Source organism: Methylobacter sp. (genome assembly GCF_036845245.1).
Lineage (GTDB): Bacteria > Pseudomonadota > Gammaproteobacteria > Methylococcales > Methylomonadaceae > Methylobacter_A.
Genome location: NZ_DAIUEH010000009.1, coordinates 16,396 through 36,039, shown reverse-complemented (window position 1 = coordinate 36,039; position 19,644 = coordinate 16,396). Strand labels below are relative to the sequence as shown.

Here is a 19,644-nt window from a genome sequence, read left to right as displayed (position 1 = left end):
TCGCTATTAAAAATATAATTTTTTTCACTGCCGCCGGCAATCGCATTTCCTTCTCATACCCACAAAACCTTTGATAATCATGGTTTCCCGGCGATATTGAGCCGCGCCTTGCGGCTTTGACCGGCTAAAAATATTTTATGGCGTATATTTTGCTGCACTTTAATCAAGCAATTTCCTTAAGCAAAGCAACCGAGCATAACGATTATCGCTCACGCTTTTTTCATCATGTTGTCACTGTCTTTGCTTAAGATTCCATTGCGAGTTTACAGTTATCGAGGTAAAGACAATGTCCAGCGAAATTACGACGTCACTCATCACCTTTGTTGAATTCTATTCAACATGGCTCTCAAATCTGTCGGGAGAACTGGCGACATTTGCCCTGCTTATTGCATTTGTCGTGCTGTCGGCTCTTGAGCTTATCTATCCTAAACGCAGATTGCCCCTGAAACAGCTGCGCCAATCATATCGGACCAATGTCAGCCTGTTTGTTTTTAACAGTATCGTTATCTCGCTACTATCGGCGACACCTTTATTGATAATGGCCGACCGTTATTCAGACCGGGGACTATTAGACTATATCGCCAATCCTGTATGGAAAGCCCTGCTGTCGTTTCTGCTACTCGATTTACTGCTCTATTGCTGGCACAAGGCCAGTCACCATTTCGATTGCCTGTGGATGTTCCACAAAGTGCATCACAACGATCCGTATTTAAATGTTTCAACCGCATTTCGGATACATATTGTGGAACTGTTAATCATCACCGCGCTGAAGTCGGCTTATATCGTCTTGCTCGGAGTGGACAAATCGATGGTGCTTACTAATGAAGCCATATTGACCTTGTTCGTGATGTTTCATCACACCAATATCTCGTTTTATTGCGAGAAATATTTGGGCCTGGTCGTCATCGTGCCCTATCTGCACCGCACCCACCATTCAACGGAACGTCATGAGCACGACAGTAACTACGGCGCGGTCTTTTCGATATGGGACCGTCTTTTCGGCACATTGGCAGAACAAGAGCCTTTGGAAATCGGCATTAAAAACGGCTCACCGCAAACTGTTTTAGGCCTTGTGAGATTCGGATTCACCCCGGCAAATCCAATGCCTGTACCCACCGCACCTTTGCCTGCATACGAACTGAACAACATTAAGTCGATGATTGCCGAAGCGGCTTATTACAAAGCGGAAAAACGCGCTTTTAAGCCTGGGAATGAGCTTTGCGACTGGCTGGAAGCGAAAAGGGAAATCATCCGGATGGTTTATGGCGATAAATACATCCGCCAGCACGCAAACGATTCCAACCGTTCTTTCATGCGGGGATCTTTTACGCTTTGTTAGCCATCACAGCCAATCGCTCGGCGGTCCAACGGCTGTATGAGCGGAATTTTCCCGGTGTGGTGGCGTGAGATTGAGGGGCCGGAAGATTTGAAATCCCCCATGCCGACCGGGACAAGGCGTTGTTCGATATCGGCTATAAACCGACGTTGAAGTATGTCACTGAAACGTATGATCGGGAGTTTGGATTGTTGATTCTAATGCGGCGGCAGCTGTGAAACCGGCCAATGTGGTCAGGCGGCTGGTGCCCCCACAAACATTGATCCTACACCGGTCACAGCGCAAGCCGGTTTATTACACCGGCAGGACAGAAGCAACCGAAACCCATCATGACTCAATCTTAAAGCGATGGGTTTCGCATTGCTCTACCCATCCTACCGGGCTGAATCCTTGTAGTCGTTCGCAGTGATTTCACCTTCAATGACTTCAGTCTTATTTTCGGCGGCGGGATCGTGCTCGCCTTCTGCCACGGCCGTGCGAAAGCCTTTAATGGCCCCGCCCAGGTCTGTGCCTATATTGCGCAGACGTTTAGTGCCAAACACAACCGTGACGATGGCAAGTACAACTAATAAGTGAGTAACGCTAAGACCCATTTCCAACTCCAATGGCGACGTTGCATGACAACGTCATATTTATTGAAGACCTTGTGATTCAAGGCCTTTACTTGTTACGTTGCAGATTTCTTTCATACCTGACAAACCGATAACATTGCAGTGTTTGCAAACATTATCCGGCCGTTGTCCCTGATCGAACAGCAACACCTGGTAATAAAACCGCAAATCGGCAGTTTCATAGCTAATCTGGAAAAACCGGTTTATCCCCGAAGGGCACAACTAGTACTCAGTCAAATTTATAATGTCGAGTGAAGAAGGCTATGTGGGAGCGGCTTTAGCCGCGACAATCGCGGCTAAAGCCGCTCCCACAATTAAATTATCGCCCCACAAAACAAGATTGACTGAGTACTAGGGAAGCGCTGATTAAGTCGATTCCGCTCATGGTTCGACAAGGCTCTCCTGAGTTTATCGAAGAGCTCACCACGAACAGAATCAATAACTGACCGTTCGCCCTGAGCCCTTCGACTGCGCTCAGGAGAGCCCTGTAGAAAGACTTAATCAGCGCTTCCCTAGGTCAAGCGGTACAGATTTTCCGGAGCGATTGTTCCGGTCGCGGCTCCGACTTCCACATCACAGAGAGCACTTGATAGTTTTTTCTGCGCATTCGGCAGCATGCCGTAGAGTCCCAGCTTATGCCTAAGCACATTACGGCTGATGTCCAATAAACGTGCAGTCTGAACCTGGTTTTCCTCGCAAAATTCAAACGCAGTCCGGATCACCGTCTCTTCTATAATGTCAAACAGCTTCGGCGGCGCTTGCTCGCAAAGGCGTTGCAATGCGCTTTCCAACGACGTGGTTGAAACTGACGGCCCATGTTCCAGGCTTCTGACACCGGACAGTTTGAAATCTTCCGGGCGCAAACGATTACCCGGACACACCAGAAGCGCACGATGGACGGCATTTTCCAGTTCCCGGATATTACCCGGCCAATCGTAATTTAACAGGGTCAGTTCAGTCGCTGGCGACAATTTGATTTCGCCATAGCCCAAACGCTCGCCGTAAATTCTCAGAAAATGCCTTGCCAGCGGCAGGATATCGCCCGGCCGTTCGCGCAAGGGACTTAGCTGGATAGTCGCAACGTTGAAACGGTAGTATAAATCGGCCCGAAAATGCGAAGCGGCCACCGCCTCTTCCAGATTGACGTTGGTTGCCGCGATAATCCTGACATCGACCGGCACCGGCTGCCTCGAACCGACCTTAACAACTTCGCGTTCTTGTAGCACCCGCAACAATTTAGCCTGCATGCCAAACGGCAAGTCGCCTACTTCATCAAGAAACAGACTGCCTTTATCCGCAGTTTCGAACCAGCCGTCTTTACTCGTCAACGCGCCGGTAAACGAACCTTTTTCATGACCGAATAATTCGCTCTCGATCAGGTGCTCACTCAGAGCCGCGCAGTTTAATGCGCCGAAAATATTTTTACTGCGCTTGCTCAGGGCATGGATGTGCCGGGCGACCAGTTCTTTACCGGTTCCGGTTTCCCCGATAATAAGCACGGTGGCATCGCTAGGTGCAATGCGCTCGATCTGTTCCAGCAGGCGACGGGAAACGGGGTCTTCAAAAACCAGGGCCGTTGCCCGAACAGAGAGCGACAACGAACGCGATTGCAATTCATCAAAGGCCAGCAGTGTCGAGGCATGTTCCTCTTGGCTGCCGGCGATATTGCGACCTAAAAGTGTATCCATAATAATGTACTCGTTTGCATTTCAAAAAATGGGTAGTTCAACCCTTTTCAGGATCGTCATCTGGATTTAGATCAAATCACTGAGTTTACGAAACAACTACAATTAAATCGGGTTAACAGAGTGGATCATGTTATTCCGTCAACGTTGGCAGTTATCTTAGGACAATTGTTATGCGTAATAAAACGATATTATTAGATTTGTATATCTTTAAAATCGATGTCACGCATCAATAACCGGCTCCTTAATTCGCGTAAAATCCGTTTCATCACTTTTCTTGCCCACTTTACCGGCGACCACCGGCGTGCGGCGAACCGCACGTTTTTTAGGCGCAAAGGTTTTTTTCAGCAGTCGCCAGCCCATTACCAGCGAACTTGCGCCCAGCACCAGTCCGAACGATACCCAGGTCAACATCCAGAGATCCCATAGCGGCCGGTAATAAAGCCAGCCGAAATCCCAGTGATGCAGCGCGGAGTATAGCCAGCGAAAAATACGCGTACTTTGGTCCAGCTTGGCAAGCAGCCTTCCGTCTTGCGGATCCAGGTAAAAGCGGGTTCCGGCGGTATCGGCCAGTTTCACCATCAGTACCGGCAGCGGCTTCTCCACCAGACTTTGATGGTGTCTGGGATAATAGTAACTGTCGTATTCAGTCAGGACCGTCCTGGATTCCACTTTAGCATTACCGGCTACTCGCTCCACGGCAGCCAATAACGCCGCTTCGCTGAACTGCGGCGAGGTACCGTCCGGTGTTTGCGGCAAGCGCTGTCCGTCACGAGCATGAGCCAGCAACACGGCTTCACCGCCCAAGCTTCTCCAGCCCAGCTCGACAACATCGGAGCCATCGACAGCCGTAGCCAATAGAATAGGCAGAACCGGTTGCCACAAACGCATTGTCTCGGGTAATCCGGTTCCCAAATAGCGCGTTATTTCCTGTTGATTGGGATTGGCCGGTGAAAACAGTTTTCCGGGATTGGTATCGATAAAACCGCTGAGCGCCCAAAACAGTGCCACAGTACCGCCGATCAGCCCACTCCAGAAATGCCATTTAAACCAGAATTCGCGATAAGGCTGGGTGCGCCCTTCGGAATAGGTCGGCTTGCCGCCGAAACCGGGCCGCCAGCGCAGCCAGCCGATAATCAGGCCGGCCAATGTCGCTATCGTAGCGAGCAAGCCCAGCCACAGTTGTACATCATGGCGGATATTGCCCAAGCCGATAGACTCCAACGGCTTAAATAAATGCAGCCAGTTACCGGCCCAGTAGAACACCCGGTCCATACGCGTGGACGCATGCAATACTTCGCCGGTACGCGCGGAGATCAGCAACTCGCCGCCGTCGCCGACCGCAATGCGATGGAAAGGACGCAAGGCTTCCTGGTTGCGCAGAATAACCGGATTTTCAACGGTCTCTACATAACTTGCATTGATAACGCCGCCATCATTATCTTTAAACCAGTTTTCCGCAATTTTCAATGCCTGATCCGCCGACGTTTGACGCAATGAACCGTCAATTGCCGACAAGGCGAAGCGCTGGCCGCTGCTATCTTCGACCAGCCATAGCGGTTCTCCGGCACTACGCACTAATCGGGCATCGGCGATACCGACACCAACATTGCCGTCTGCACCGGCTTCTTTGGGCTTACGTTCCGCGCCGGCCTTAGTTTTATCCGCAGCCGCCTTGCGTTGTCCGGCACTGCGATCCCAAGCCTCGCCCAAACTCAGCCAGTCGAGCTGTGGTGCCAATGTTTCGGCGTGCGCGAGTTGCTGACTGCGATTTTGCGTGGTCGGCGTGGAATACATGATCACCAAGCCGGTAAAAAACCAGAAAAACATGAACAAGGCCAGCACCAGACCAACCCAGCGATGGACTTGATATAACAGCCGATTCAGAAACTTCATTGTTGCTCTCTCAAAAATAAAAACCGGGGAAATAGTGAACAAAGTTCTCGCCACCGTAGGGCGCGCCGTGCGCGCCAAAGGGATAGCACTGTTTTTTAAGCATAGGGAAAGGCGCGCACGGCGCGCCCTACTCTATTAATATTTTTCTTAACTTAATCGCATTGACGCGCTACGTGAGAGCGAGACAATAGTTACGCTACAGCCCGGAAATATAATCGACCAGCGCTTCGATTTCGTCATCGCTCAACGACTTGGCCTCTGCATTCATTACGCCGCCCGGACTATTGCTACGCTCGCCCAATTTCCAATTAACCAATTGAGCGCGCAAATAAACATTGCGTTGCCCGCCGATCACCGGGTAAACCACATTACCGGCAATGCCGCCCTTACCGTTTTCGCCGTGGCAACCCGCGCAAGGCAGAATGCCCCGGGCCGGATCGCCGTTAACGAACAGATTCCTGCCCAACTGACGGTCACCGGAACCGTCGCCGTTCATGATGTTCCGGCCCGCGAAATAAGCGCCAATATCCGCCATGTCGGTAGTGCTTAAATCTTCGGCCATGATGGTCATGATTTCGTGTTTGCGCGCACCCGACTGGAAATCTCCCAGTTGCTTAATCAAGTAAGCGGCATACTGCCCCGCATGATTGGGAATCTTGGCGTCGGAACTATTGCCGTCCGCACCGTGACATCCCTCGCAACGCCCGGCCTCGGACTGCTGTTGGCCGATACCGGGGTTGCCCCTGCCGATACGTCGTGAGACTGTTTCCGCATTCTCCTCGGCCGCCATGCCCTTTACAGAAGCAAGCAGCGCAAAAGTGCTGACGATAAGCAAAGAATTTCGCTTCCAACATCTGTGAGTCAGATGCTTTTGTCGCTGTCGGCCGGAACAAGCCGTCCTCCGCGACATCAAAGGCGATAACTGCATGCCTACTTCGCAGCCGCAAGCTGTTGCACGATTTCCAGCGACTTCTCGACATTCTCGGCCGGTTTAAGCCCGGTCAATGTGGCGGCAATTTTGCCGTCAGGCTTAACGATAAAGGTGGTGCGTTCGGCAAATCCATGGTTAATGTCAACCCCGCGGGTATCCTTCTTCCCAGGTGCCGCATCCCTGATCGTCAAATCGTAGGTTTTGGCGATATTGCCGTCGATATCGGAAGCAACCGCAACCTTACCGCCGCAAAACTCAGGATCGGCGGAGAATTCATTGAGTCTGTCGATACTGTCGAGCGACACGCCTATAATTGATGCCCCGGCGGCGGTGAATTTGTCATAATTGACCGCAAAGGTGTGGGCTTGAATATTGCAGCCGCCGGTATAGGCCGACGGGTAAAAATAGACCACGACCGGACCTTTTTTCAACGCATCTTGCAGCGAATAACTAAAGGCCTTTCCGGCCAGAGAGGCTTGCGTCTGGAAGTCCGGGGCAGGATGGCCCTCCGGTAATGCACCGACGGCAGGAAGCGCGATTGCGCTTGACAACAGGCAGCTCAATAGAAAACGTTTCATAGTTGTACTCTTTAAATTTAAAGAAAGATTTGAAATTTTAAAGTGGCTTATAAGTGTCGTGACATGCGTCGTCGCAAGAATTCGATATTTCAATGGCCTTATTTGAGGCAGCCTCGAAATTATTCGCTTCCGCAAATTTCACTATTTCGGCAGCCATATCCTCGTATCGCTTGGCATCAGTTACCGCGTCAGCCGCATTGCCTCTTTTTTCAAAGAAACCTTCGACCAGTTTGAAATCACTCTGCATTTTTTTGGCAAGGGCAATGGTTGCATTAGTATCTTTGTTGACGATATTGCCCTGTAGGTTATGAGAGTTGTTGTCTATAGACTCCATCAACTCTTCGAAATCGAATTCGGCTTCAGCATAGACAGCACTGCATGCCAGTACAAACAAAATTCCGCAAAGTTTAAACATCTTACGCATATTATTTTGATCCTTAAGAAGGCGGTTTCGTTTCCATGCCGCCTGCTGTTCCCCCATGCACACAACTGTTCAATTAGATTGTCACATTCAGGTTATTTTTTAGAAAATAAATGGCACAAACATAACCCGGAATGCCTATTCCATCCGGGCTATATTTATATCCCCAGTCAATATGACAGGGTTTCAACCTTAGGCTATAAGTTCCTTAATAACCTTTCCATAAACAACAGTAGGACGCTCCGAGCGGCCATTATGTAGGAAAGTCGTTTTAAGGTGATCTAACCCCATCAACTGAAGGACAGTGGCATGTAGATCATAGGTATCAACCGCTAAGCTTTTATCCGCCACTTGCAAGCCGATTTCGTCAGTTGCTCCGTACGTCGTCCCCGCTTTGACGCCACCACCAGCAAGCCATTGTGTGTAACCCCATGGATTATGATCACGTCCATTACCGCTTTGACCGTATGAAGTTCGACCAAATTCCGAAGTCCACACCACCAAGGTCGAATCCAACAAACCACGATCCTTTAAATCAGCAAGGAGTCCGGCGATAGGCTTATCCACGGCTCTAGCATGCTTGCTGTGATTCTCTTCAAGGTTGGTATGACCATCCCAGTTTCTGCTGTCGCCGGCAACTTCCTGCGGTCCTGAGATAACTTGTATGAAGCGCACACCTCGTTCCACCAGACGCCGCGCCCGCAACAAGGTTTCTCCATAACTTTTGCTACCTTCGTCATTCAAGCCGTAAAGCTCTTTGGTGGCATCGGATTCTTTCTTCAGATCGACAGCTTCCGGCGCAGTAGTCTGCATACGATCTGCTAGCGCGTATGATTGATTACGTGCTTTGAGTTCCGTGTCTTCCGGATAGCGAGCCCCACTCTGTTCATTTAAACGCTTCAGCAGATCCAGAGCACCGCGCTGTTGTGATGCTGCAACCAATTCGGGGCGATCTAAGAAGAGAATTGGCGAATCCCCCGGACGAAAAGCGGCACCTTGGTATACGGCCGGCAGGAAACCGGAACTCCAATTGATAGACCCACCAGTTGGTTCCTTTTTGTCATTGTAAAGGACAACATAGGCCGGCAAATCAGGGTTGGCAGTACCCAGAGCGTATTGCACCCATGCACCCAACGATGGGCGACCAGGATTCAAATCACCGGTATTCAACTTAAGAATCGAAATATTGTGGGTAGCACCTATGGTCACGCTGGACTTGATGAAGGCTATCTTATCGGCATGCTGAGACAGATTAGGCAGCAGATCGGAAAACCAAGCACCGCTCTCTCCATGCTGTTTCCAGGTCCGATTGGTGGCAAAAAGTTTACCCGTTCCTCCTCGCACACCTTCTTTAATTCCTTCCATGAAAGATTTTGGAATCTCCTGACCAGCAAGTTTTATCAATTCTGGTTTGTAATCATAAAGGTCCAAAGTGCTAGGCGCACCGTCCATGTGCAACCAGATTACCGATTTGACTTTGGCGGGGAAGTGGGGCTGCTTAGGCGCAAGGGGGTCAACCAAATCAGCTGCCATCGCAGATGAAAAAATCCCTCCACTTGGCAGCAAACCGCTCACTGCAAGCCCTCCCAGACCATATCCTGTTTTGACTAAAAAATCTCTACGCGATTGATTGTTCATGATGCATTTTCCTATTTAGAAAGTAATGTATGTCATTAAAACCGGTAACTGAATTCGTTTGAATTCGCAACTGTATGTACCAAGTCAACAAAAGCAGCAGCCCTTACAGGATTCAATACCTTTGTATCCTTCAAACCAGTCGGAATGCTAACCGCGAACTTGCCGGTTGCCGCCTTTTCCAAGATAGTTTTTTCCTGACTACCCAAAAATGCTATCAAAGCTGTTTTTTCCGCATCATTTGGAAAACGTGAAAACAAAATTTGATAGAGCCTATTTAATTGAGCCGTTTCATCACTACCTGCTTCACTGATTACTCTACCGGCTAATGCTTGAGACCATTCGAACACGGTATCGCTGTTAAACAATGCAAGTGCTTGTAACGGGGTGGTCGTCACGTCACGTTTACTATGTACCTGTTGCGCCGAGGCCATATCGAATGTTTGCAACAATGGATACGGAACACTGCGTCGGGTAAAGATATAAAGGCTGCGACGATTTTGATCGTGAGGATCCTTCGAAACCTTCCATTTATCACCCGCGCCTAGATTAGATGGCACAGGAGGAAACACACTCGGTCCGCCAACATTGCCTTCCAGCTTACCTGATGCTACGAGCAACGAATCGCGAATCTCTTCGGCCTCTAAACGCTGTCTGGGGAATACAGCCAACAGTTTGTTTTCAGGATCTGCTTTCGCTACTTCTTCACGATAATCGGAAGATTGACGATATACGCTAGACAAGAGAATCTCACGATGCAGCTTCTTAATACTCCAGCCTTGCTTAATAAAGTTGTCAGCAAGATAATCCAGTAATTCCGGATTCGTGGGTTTTTTCCCTGCCTTACCAAAATCGCTGACCGTTTCCACGATACCGCGTCCGAAATATTGACCCCATACACGGTTCACATAGACTCTTGCGGTCAGTGGATTATTTGCACTAGCAATCCATTTGGCCAGAGCCGCACGACGTCCTGATGAAAACGATAAAGATTCAATAGCGGGTTTCTCATCATTGATGGCGGCAATAAACCCAGGTTGTACCTCTTCTGTTGGCCGATCGAAAACACCAGCAAAACGCACATAAGTCGGTGGCGCATCAGTATGCCCAAGTTCGGTGACCGCTGAAATGGTGGTGGAACCACCGGCGGGTTTGAGCTTATCGAATTTTTTCAATTCCTTGTCTAACTCTTTATACTGCTTCGCTTTTTCAGCATATTCGGGATTGTAATTTTTGGCCGACTTATCCGAATTATCCGTATAGTAAGCCACCAAATCGTCATCCTTAGCGTTATCATCATAACGATGATTTACCCAACGATCATCAGGTGTCCACTCACTTTTGGGTTTATTAAGCGCTGCTTGTGTAGCCAGAGAAAAACGTTCGTAGTTATATTTTCTACCCGCCTCTCTGATAGGATCGAGCAGAGCTTTTTGCTTAGCCTTGATCTCCTTGGTTGCCTCTTCCCACTTATGCCATTCTGCTTCGTAATTGCGTTCGATCTGTCCTTTTGATGCTGGGATATTGTCCACCGCATGAACATTCGCAAAGAAAGACTGAAGCGAGTAATACTCTTTCATAGAAATATTATCGAACTTGTGATTATGGCATCTCGCGCAACCCACCGTCTGCGCCAGGAATACTTCGCCCACTGTATCGGTAATATCGGTTGTGTTTTGAAATTTCTTCTGGACCAGATCACGAGAGTTGCTATCATCCGGATAACTCCTCAAAAAACCGGTAGCAATCAATGCGTCTGGATTGCCCGGTGCAATTTCGTCCCCAGCTAACTGCTCTGAGACAAATTGGGAATAGGGCTTATCCTGATTGAAGGCATTGATTACATAATCTCGATAACGCCACAAGCTCTCACGCGTCTCATCATTAGTAAAACCTGAACTGTCCGCATAGCGCGCAAGATCCAGCCAACGGCGCGCTTGACGCTCACCGTACTTAGGCGATGCCAGTAAGCGATCCGCCAAATTTTCGTATGCATTCGGAGACGTATCGCTTACAAAAGCCGCAACTTCCTCCGGAGTAGGAATAACTCCCCATGTATCGAGTGTTGCACGACGCACAAAGGCTGCACGATCAGCATCTGGTGAAGGAGTTAGTCCTTTTGCTTCCAAAGGCGCCAACACGAACGCATCAAGCGGTGACCGTATCCAATTTTTATTATTAACGCTTGGTTGAGCCGGAGCTTTAATTGGCTGATACGCCCAATGTTTTGACTTCTTCGGTGCTGTTGCATCAGCCGTGGCAACCACTTTATTGTCCGTCACTGCCGACTGTACCGCTTGCGGTGACTGCGCAGCCTGTGCCGCACCTGTATCTGCAGCAACTTGTTTGTTTTCCGTTGCTGTGGGCTCAGCTTGCTTAGCCTCTACAGCAGCAGATGCTGCTTGAACTCCTATTTGACTAACCGGGCTGTTAAAAAGATCAGCCTGTTTACTCTCGCCTATAACGCCAACAGGATTGCTGAATCGATCCACTACTGCTCCAGACTCTTCGATTACCATCACCGAGAGCCCAAAGAGAATGGCAGAATAAATTTTCTTGCTCATAGACTTCCTCCAAAAACCAAATACTGAGACCATCTCTGACCTCACCAATCCTGAAAGGCAACAGAGATCGGCCTTTCAGAATCTTCACATTTATAGTCGTCGACTTATTTGTTGTAATTCTTGACTATTTCTTCGGCTCAGGCGGAACGACTTTAGTCAACTTGCCGCCTTCTTGTTCGTAGTTCTGCGCGCCTACCGCACCAACGACTTTAAAGCCTTTTACCGATAATAAATCAGCCGCAGCGCCTGCGCGGCCAGCGTGATTCGACACAGTAACAATGCTTCTATCTTTTGGAATAAACGCTATGCTATTCTCAATCTCTTTAGCCTGAATACTTAGGTAGACTGGAAATCCGCCTTTTGTGGATAGCTCATCCGGACGTCGTACATCGATAATAACCAACTGCTCTGGATTAGCCAGCAATGCGTCAAACTGAGCGCGATTAAGCTTTGGAGTCTTGTACTTATATTCTGTTGCAGCAGCCGGAGCCTCTGACTTTTTATCATGATCATGAGCAGCCCCAAACGCAACGGGTGTCACCAGAATCATTAAAAACAATATCAATTTCGATGGTATCTTCATAATATTTATCTTTCTCTTAATTAATTACTAAAAATGCATGAAATGCGCGTGCACACTGGATGTCAATGTAATATAAGCATCTATCATGCCACCATCATAAACATTACATTCAATTGATAATAGACAATTGGAAAAGAACTTAATTAATTGATTATTAAAATAATATTTTACTCCCCAACTTTTAACCTGCTCTGCCCTAGCTATAAGACTGATAAATTCTCAAATAAACTGTTATTAATACAGCAGTCCAGTAACAGTTGCTGCGGCTATATGAGCAGTCAAAATTTTAAAAATGAGGAATTGGACTATTGCGCGAGTTATTAGGGATTAACGCTAGCAAAACTGATCCTGCGAACAAGCTGTATGCTATTAAAAAAACACATAAAAAAAAGCCCGGGATGAACCCGGGCCAAGTGGAAGCCTGCTACATAAAACCCGTTATAACTTGCCGCTGACCATCACCCCAAACCATTGAGGAAGACCTGGCGTATAAGAGTTCCAAAGTATGGCACTAGGGGTTTGGTTATTGAATACATTCTTCCCCACCAAAGAGATATCGAACAACTTATCGCGACGGCCAACACCAATGGCAATATCCGTATATGAATTGGCTTTTATCGTACTGTAATCCGATAGAGAAACATCCGATTTGTAGCTGCTAGTGAATGAGGTATTGAAACTGGTGTGGAATTCATTTTTCCCCAGCGCCTGAAATCCTAACGCTTGCAGCGGAATCCGAAATTCAGGTCCTATATTAAATGTGAACTTCGCGGCACCCGGCAGAGTCTGCCCAGTGACATCCTGGTAAGCCGGCGATCCAGGAAAGTTTTGCTCCAGAGGCTTTGCACTGTTCTTGAAGTCCGTATAGATAGCATCATTGTAAGACCCGGAAAAATTAACCGAAGTATAAGGAATGCCATTAAAAGATCCATCTACTTCAACCCCTAACGCTCTTACCCCTGCTGCATTACCGGTACTGGAGATATAGGTCGGCGCGGCTGCGGGATTAGATTGTCTCGCAAGATTAGTTGAATACTCATCCACCACCTGAACTGCTTGCTGATAGTTAGAAATATCGGTGTAGAAGAAGTCTGTATTTAATATTAACGCTTTGTCGAATAGCGATGATTTAAAGCCTATCTCATAGGAGTTGGTTTTTTCAGGCGCGACACTAACCGCTATAGCATTAGGAGTCTGAGAAAAACCCGCTTTTTCACCATATTGCCACGACACATAGGTGGTCAGATCTTCGTTAACCTTATAGCTTGGGCTGACCACATATCCAGGCTGAGTTGATTTGAAGGACCGTCCTGGCTCTTTATCCCAGAGGACCCCCATATTCGTCTGGCGGAGAGTTTTAGCAGTAGCCACCTGAGTCATCTGCGCTGCAGTTAAACCGGCGTAGGTTGCCACGCCAAAATATTGCTGAGCCACTGAATTTGCCAGCGCTATCTGTGCAGCGCTGTTACCGGCGAGTAATGCACCAGTGGTGCCGTTAGAATTAAAGCCTCCCGTCTGTACACCATTTACCGAGACCGGATTCAGGGCGCCACCGGCCCCATTATTGGTGATTAATTTTTGAGTTTCCTGCTCTCGGCTTTCATTACTGAAACGCACACCGGTGGTCAAAGATAACGGCTCAGTTATATGCCATTTTGCATTTGCAAACAGAGCTCCGCTCTGATTATGAATAAAATAAGGACCATTGGTATCCAGTCCATCCAGAGAGTTTTGCATCAGTTGCCGACCAGCGCTATTGGTATCAAGTATATTGTACTGAGCAGTTGAAGCGAACCACGCACCGGCATCTGAACCAAAACCAACCCTGTTTCCTTTGGTCTGTTTCCGATCCATAAGATAGATGCCAGCTTGGTAATCGACCAACTTACCGAAACTCGAACTCACTTTCAGCTCCTGACTAAGCTGCAAAAAATCCGGCACCGCACCGCCGCCGTTTTTACTGATATCGAACGGAGTGCCTTCGTCATTTCTAGCCTGGAATCCATAATCCCTTGCGGCAGTGATCGAGGTCAATTTAAAACCGCCGACATTCCAATTTAATTCCGCCAACCCTCCCTGACTGTCCGTGACCAGCGGAAACTGAGCATCCTGGTTAAATGCATTCTGCCCGCCGCCATAGAGATAATCATTTTGGTAGGTGTATTTGGAATTTGCTGCGGTAAACCAACGCCTGTTCAATCTGGTTGACGCGTCGGTGCTTAAGGTATTAACGGCACCATTGGCATATTGAGTCGGCGTTGGCGTGAAGAATAAATTGCCATTGTAAAATTCGCTTTGTTGGGGCTGCTTGTCATAACTGAAACGGGCACTGAAATTTTCAGTAGGTGTAAATAATAACTGGATACGACCGGCTACACGATCCCTGTTATACCAGGTCTGATCTTCATTCCAGAGGTTTTTAGTGGCACCGTCTGCCTTGTTTACATGTATTGAACCTCGCCAGGCAAGAAGATTGTCAATCACTGCTCCACCACCAGCGGCATCGGCGATATAGGTGTTATATTTACCATAGGTCAGCGAGTAATTAGCTTCTGGCGTAAAGGTTGGACGCTTGGTAGTCATATTAATCACCCCCAGAATTGCGTTTTTTCCGCCCATAGTGCCCTGCGGACCACGGTCAACCTCTACTTGATCGATATCGAAAAAATCAAAACTGGTCAGCGGATTGTAGGCATAAGGCACGCCATCGACGACAGTACCGACGCTCGGATCCATGGCATCGGTCTGCGCTTGCTGACCTACACCACGAATGGATAAACTACTGGTACGTGAGTTGCCCGTATTCCACTTGACGTTGCCCGTGCGTTGCAAAATTGAACCCAGATCCTGAGCCAACTGCCTATTAAGCTCTTCACCTGATCTTACGGACGACGACGACGGCACATCCTTCACTTTTTCAAGACGCGAGCGAACTTTGCCTCTAACAACAACCTCGCCAAGATCATCAGTTTCAGCCGCCTCTTTTTTGGCAACTACTTCGGCAGATTCAGCAGTCGGTATCGCTTCCGAAGCAGGCGCTGCGACTGCATCTTGCTTAAGAAAACTGCGGTCGCCCTGCGCTGCTTGCAATTTTTGCAATTGTTCACGCAAATAAGCATTTTCCGCTTGCAATTCATTCACGACTTTTGCATTCGGTGCCTTATTTTTCGTTTTTTTCTTAGTGTCTGCCGCCTGTACATCTTGGATAGTCATCATAGAAGCGCCGACCATGGCAGCGGCTACGTATGCAGAAAGTTTTCGTCGGCGGCTTACCGCATCAGGAATATTCTGCTGCGGGCTGATGCCATCTAAGAAAGTGCCTGCCATAAAATATTTCATTATTTATTTCCCCTTGTTTTAAAAAATGCAAACTCAGCAACCACTACAAACATTTGAAATGTACATTTAGTTTTCGCTAGTCTAACTACCCTAATCTTTATCTCAATTATCAATTTAGCCAGAGTTTGTCCCACAATACGTGGGATTACCTAGTCATGAAGCAAGCCATGTGCCATTACCGTCATAAATTGAATTTTCTGGGAAACATCCCATTCCGACAACACATCCATTTGATTTTTATATTTTTTATATCTACATGACTGAAAAAACGCCGCTACCTCAGGTAATTAATAGTCTTTATTAATGCTCTGAACTGCTTATCGATATTCACCCACTGCTGATTCAGTGTTTATTAATCAGCACATGAAAAATACATAGGCAAGCCTATTCATGGATCTGTTTTTGTAGCTGTCTAACAAAAATGGATAATCTGAGGTTGGCAAAACGTATCGACCAAAAAGATGGATTCTAGGAATTAATCAAACATGCCGTATATTTGATTCTAGATTTGAACTGAAAGTTATATACTGATATTACGCAAGAAAACCAATAATCAATAACTTACGAAGCAAAAAGAGCTATAAGCTATTGATAGTTAGTAGACGGTGCGTAACATCAGTTATTAATTTAACAAACCAAGTTTCGTTTTTGCGCTCACCTAACGCTCACTTACCCTATGTGCAAAACCAGAGAAGCTGCGCTTTTGCATGTCTGAGTTAAACTGGTAGCTAAAGAACGATTTTCTTCTCCATGATTGTGACCGAATAACCATGGCATTCAGTTTTTTCATTAACACACCGTCCTAGTCTCGAATAAAAACCTTCAGACTCCGGCGTATACAAGTACAACTTTTCTATTTGAAGTTCGTGAGATTTCTTTTCGATAGCTGAAACCAGCGCTGTACCGACACCCTTTCGCCGCGATGGTGTTACGACATAAAGACCGGCTAGCCAAGGCGCTAAATCAAGACGCGTATCCATATCATGAACTTTGAGACACACGGTTCCGAGCAGTTAACCGTCTTCAAAAGCAACTAACGCGACGGGAATTTTTGTTGTGTTGGCTCTTTTTCACCAATAAGGCGTTCCACATCCAGCAAGGTACGGTCCGGATACAGATACGCCCATTCTTGGTAGAACCATTGCGCAAGTGTTGGAATGACTTCTTTGTGATCGGCTAAGTGGACTATGTCCATTCGCGATCTAATTGACAGATAAAATACTTACCAGACAGGTGGGAGCGCAACACTCGGCCAATTCAATGGCTGAGCACCGCACATTTATCCCACCCAACATAATTTTTACTCTTTTATACGAATCAGGTCATGACAACCTTTGCAGGATTCACCGACTTTTCCAAACTGGGTTTTAATCAGGTTGACATCACCTGTTGCCGCCACTTTCGCCAGTTCGTTTGCGGCTTCGTTGAAAGTGTTCGCAACTTTAGTCACTTCTTCTTTTTTCTGGAAGAATTCAGGCTTGAGCCGTGTTTGTTTCCAGCCGACTCCTTGATCCGTGCCTTCGCCATACAATGCGCCCAACCCGGAATTAGCCACCGCAGCAATCGCATTGGCGGCCGCGGCGACAGCGTCTTTGTTATAGGTTTCGGGATGATCCACTACCTGGTTTTTAATTTTCGAAATATTCCAGGCGGCAAAAGAATAGGCCGACTGGCGGAATCTTATTTGCTCTTCAATCGGACCGGCTAGCGCAGCGTTGGCTGATGCAGCGAGCAAAATAGCCAGTGTTAATTTTTTTTTCATTTTTTTCAGTTCCTGTGGTTGTAGAAATATTTAAGCGGGTTAAAAACTTGAAGGTGCTTGGGCGACTTGTTGCTGGCTTTGCATCGGATAAAGTTGAGATATTCCGCCCGAAACGCCCCAGACCACCGTACTGGAAATAATCAACGACAGAATAAAACGCAGAATGCCAAATCCTTGGTCATGACGGCCCGCGACAACTTCCGCCAACGCTACGGGAATGTTCTTTTTGCCGGTCAACATAGGCACAACGAGATTGGTTTTTTTAATCCAGCGATAATAAACGATCGCGGCCAAATGCAGCGCAACCAGAGCCAGCAAAAAATTGAATGCCGTATTGTGCCAGCCGGTCAATTTGTCGCTAGAGGACTTATCGACGAGGTTGAACAGCGGCCCTTCAAAAGCGATATCGTCATTAGCGAACAATCCGGTACCGACCTGGACAGCCAATACAGTCAGCAGTGCGATCACGGACAGCGCGCCTAACGGATTATGGCCAATACCCTGCCAACGGCCTTTAAGGTATGCAGCCAACCGTGAAAAGGTCGGAAAAAAAGTGACAAATCGGGAATGGGTCGAACCGATAAAGCCCCAGATAATACGAAACACCAGTAAACCCAAAATAAAAATGCCGATGCGGCCATGCCAATCGATCAGCGCGCCGCCGATTTTGGCTGTGATATAGGCTGCGGTTACAGAAATCACGAGTAACCAATGAAACAGCCTGTGCGGCAAATCCCAAACAGGTAATGTCACTTTCATCTTGATTCTCCGGTTAATCCAAGTGCTTCAGCGCACAGCAGCACAGCAGCACAGTTCCCGCTTGCGCAAAAGTGAAGCTCACTGAAACAATTCGATAAAGTCGATGTAAAAACATAATGGACTCCTTATTCATGAGTAAAAAACCGTGTTCGGGAACAGCTTAAAAATTAAAAAAAAGGCAGGAAATCAATCCATCTCATTCCTACCCGAATCGGTCCTTCAATAGCGAATCGGAGAATTGCCATCGCAACGCTTACCAGCTTTGCCGATCCCTACACTCTGGCTTGATCACGTCGACGCCGCCGGTCTGAATTGCTTTGGCCGGGTTTATTCGCTTCCTTTTTGAGATTGCATGGTCCGTTGCTATCTCCTTACTTTTTACTGGCTGCCTGTATCGTAGGGCGCGCCGTGCGCGCCTTGGAAGGGATGCAATGGCGCGCACGGCACGCCCTACGACCGGAATTACCTAGCTGCGCAAATGCCGGTTAAAAAACTCTATCGTGCGCTGCCAAGCCAACTTTGCCGCAGCCTCGTCGTAACGCGGCGTGGTGTCGTTGTTAAAACCATGCTGCACACCGGGATACACATAGGCTTCGTATTTAATGCCCGAGGCTTTTAACGCGGCCTCGTAAGCAGGCCAACCGGCATTGATGCGTTCGTCCTCTGAAGCGTAATGCAGCAACAGCGGCGCTTTGATTTTTGCGGTATCTTCCGCACTCGGCTGGCTGCCGTAAAAAGGTACACCCGCCGCCAACTCGGGAAGCTGCGTCGCCAGGAAATTGACAATGCCGCCACCGTAACAAAAACCGACCGCACCGATTTTGCCGTTGCTTTCGGGCAGACTTTTCAGCACGTCGGCTGCGGCGATAAAGTCGGCATGGGTTTTGGTTTGATCGAGCGATTTGAACAGTTCGCGCGCCTTGTCTTCATCGCCCGGATAGCCGCCGAGCGGGAACAGCGCGTCGGGAGCGAACGCAATAAAGTTATCGAGCGCAATACGCCGGGTAATATCTTCGATATGTGGATTCAGGCCGCGGTTTTCATGCACGACCAACACCGTCGGCAATTTGCCGGTGAATTGGGCCGGTTTAACCAGATAGCCGCGAATCTTGCCGTAACCGGAAGGAGACGGATATTCCACATATTGCGCCGAGATGCGGGCATCAACCGGAGCTATTTGCTGCGCCTCGGCAAAGCGCGGATTCAATGCCTCAAGCAAACCCTCGGCAGTCAGGCCGAGCAGTGTGAATTTTGCGGCCGAAGCCAAAAACCCCCGGCGCGATATATCGCCGTGGACGTATTTGTCGAATAGTGTCAGGACTTCCGGATCGAAGTCTTTTGCTGTTTTACGTGTCATAGTTCCACCTATTAATTGTTGTTCCCATGTTTCGACGTCACTGCCATAAAATTAAATTAAGCGTTGTAGGAGCGGGCCGCGCCCGCGATAAATGAGCGACAATTCTGTAATTACAACCCTAACATCGCGGGCACGGCCCGCTCCTACAGTATCCATGTGCTTAACTTAATGGCAGGAGGCCGGAGCA

At 48.1% G+C, this 19,644-nt stretch carries 16 protein-coding genes; 1 reads left to right on the top strand and 15 read right to left on the bottom strand.

From position 1 onward, the window contains the following. Positions 1 to 286 precede the first annotated feature (286 nt). Entirely contained in the window at positions 287 to 1,339 is a 1,053-nt protein-coding gene (locus V7051_RS05880; protein WP_333874009.1) for a sterol desaturase family protein, read from the top strand. Positions 1,340 to 1,710: 371 nt separating this feature from the next. On the opposite strand, the gene V7051_RS05875 is transcribed toward V7051_RS05880, so the two are convergent. The 15 genes from V7051_RS05875 to V7051_RS05805 all read right to left on the bottom strand — a co-directional run bounded on the left by V7051_RS05875 (position 1,711) and on the right by V7051_RS05805 (position 19,457). Further along, positions 1,711 to 1,929, bottom strand: a complete 219-nt coding sequence (locus V7051_RS05875; protein WP_333874008.1) for a Sec-independent protein translocase subunit TatA — start codon at positions 1,927 to 1,929, stop codon at positions 1,711 to 1,713. Between the two features lie 530 nt (positions 1,930 to 2,459). After that, positions 2,460 to 3,635 (bottom strand): sigma-54 interaction domain-containing protein, encoded by a 1,176-nt coding sequence (locus V7051_RS05870; protein WP_333874007.1) that lies wholly within the window; start codon positions 3,633 to 3,635, stop codon positions 2,460 to 2,462. 219 nt (positions 3,636 to 3,854) lie between these two features. Then, positions 3,855 to 5,528 carry a PepSY domain-containing protein gene (locus V7051_RS05865; RefSeq protein WP_333874006.1) on the bottom strand — a complete coding sequence of 558 codons (1,674 nt, stop codon included), beginning with the start codon at positions 5,526 to 5,528 and terminating at the stop codon, positions 3,855 to 3,857. 196 nt (positions 5,529 to 5,724) lie between these two features. Further along, complete coding sequence (locus tag V7051_RS05860) at positions 5,725 to 6,363, bottom strand: c-type cytochrome (RefSeq protein WP_333874005.1); 639 nt, start codon at positions 6,361 to 6,363, stop codon at positions 5,725 to 5,727. 95 nt (positions 6,364 to 6,458) lie between these two features. Then, positions 6,459 to 7,037, bottom strand: a complete 579-nt coding sequence (locus tag V7051_RS05855; RefSeq protein ID WP_333874004.1) for a peroxiredoxin — start codon at positions 7,035 to 7,037, stop codon at positions 6,459 to 6,461. Positions 7,038 to 7,074: 37 nt separating this feature from the next. Then, positions 7,075 to 7,518, bottom strand: coding sequence for a hypothetical protein (locus V7051_RS05850; protein ID WP_333874003.1), 444 nt, complete (start codon positions 7,516 to 7,518; stop codon positions 7,075 to 7,077). Between the two features lie 132 nt (positions 7,519 to 7,650). Then, on the bottom strand, positions 7,651 to 9,096 hold the full coding sequence (locus V7051_RS05845; RefSeq protein ID WP_333874002.1) for a DUF1501 domain-containing protein: 1,446 nt from the start codon (positions 9,094 to 9,096) through the stop codon (positions 7,651 to 7,653). 35 nt (positions 9,097 to 9,131) lie between these two features. Next, complete coding sequence (locus V7051_RS05840; RefSeq protein ID WP_333874001.1) at positions 9,132 to 11,657, bottom strand: DUF1549 and DUF1553 domain-containing protein; 2,526 nt, start codon at positions 11,655 to 11,657, stop codon at positions 9,132 to 9,134. Positions 11,658 to 11,781: 124 nt separating this feature from the next. Next, positions 11,782 to 12,240, bottom strand: a complete 459-nt coding sequence (locus V7051_RS05835; protein WP_333874000.1) for a rhodanese-like domain-containing protein — start codon at positions 12,238 to 12,240, stop codon at positions 11,782 to 11,784. 438 nt (positions 12,241 to 12,678) lie between these two features. Beyond that, positions 12,679 to 15,579, bottom strand: coding sequence for a TonB-dependent receptor (locus V7051_RS05830; RefSeq protein WP_333873999.1), 2,901 nt, complete (start codon positions 15,577 to 15,579; stop codon positions 12,679 to 12,681). A gap of 728 nt (positions 15,580 to 16,307) precedes the next feature. Then, positions 16,308 to 16,580, bottom strand: a complete 273-nt coding sequence (locus V7051_RS05825; RefSeq protein WP_333873998.1) for a GNAT family N-acetyltransferase — start codon at positions 16,578 to 16,580, stop codon at positions 16,308 to 16,310. A 32-nt stretch (positions 16,581 to 16,612) separates the two neighbouring features. Continuing rightward, positions 16,613 to 16,774 (bottom strand): hypothetical protein, encoded by a 162-nt coding sequence (locus V7051_RS05820; protein ID WP_333873997.1) that lies wholly within the window; start codon positions 16,772 to 16,774, stop codon positions 16,613 to 16,615. Between the two features lie 105 nt (positions 16,775 to 16,879). Next, positions 16,880 to 17,341: a cytochrome c gene (locus V7051_RS05815; RefSeq protein WP_333873996.1), complete on the bottom strand. Its 462-nt coding sequence runs from the start codon at positions 17,339 to 17,341 to the stop codon at positions 16,880 to 16,882. A 39-nt stretch (positions 17,342 to 17,380) separates the two neighbouring features. Continuing rightward, positions 17,381 to 18,100 (bottom strand): cytochrome b/b6 domain-containing protein, encoded by a 720-nt coding sequence (locus V7051_RS05810; protein WP_333873995.1) that lies wholly within the window; start codon positions 18,098 to 18,100, stop codon positions 17,381 to 17,383. Between the two features lie 466 nt (positions 18,101 to 18,566). After that, positions 18,567 to 19,457 carry a dienelactone hydrolase family protein gene (locus tag V7051_RS05805; RefSeq protein ID WP_333873994.1) on the bottom strand — a complete coding sequence of 297 codons (891 nt, stop codon included), beginning with the start codon at positions 19,455 to 19,457 and terminating at the stop codon, positions 18,567 to 18,569. Positions 19,458 to 19,644 lie beyond the last annotated feature (187 nt).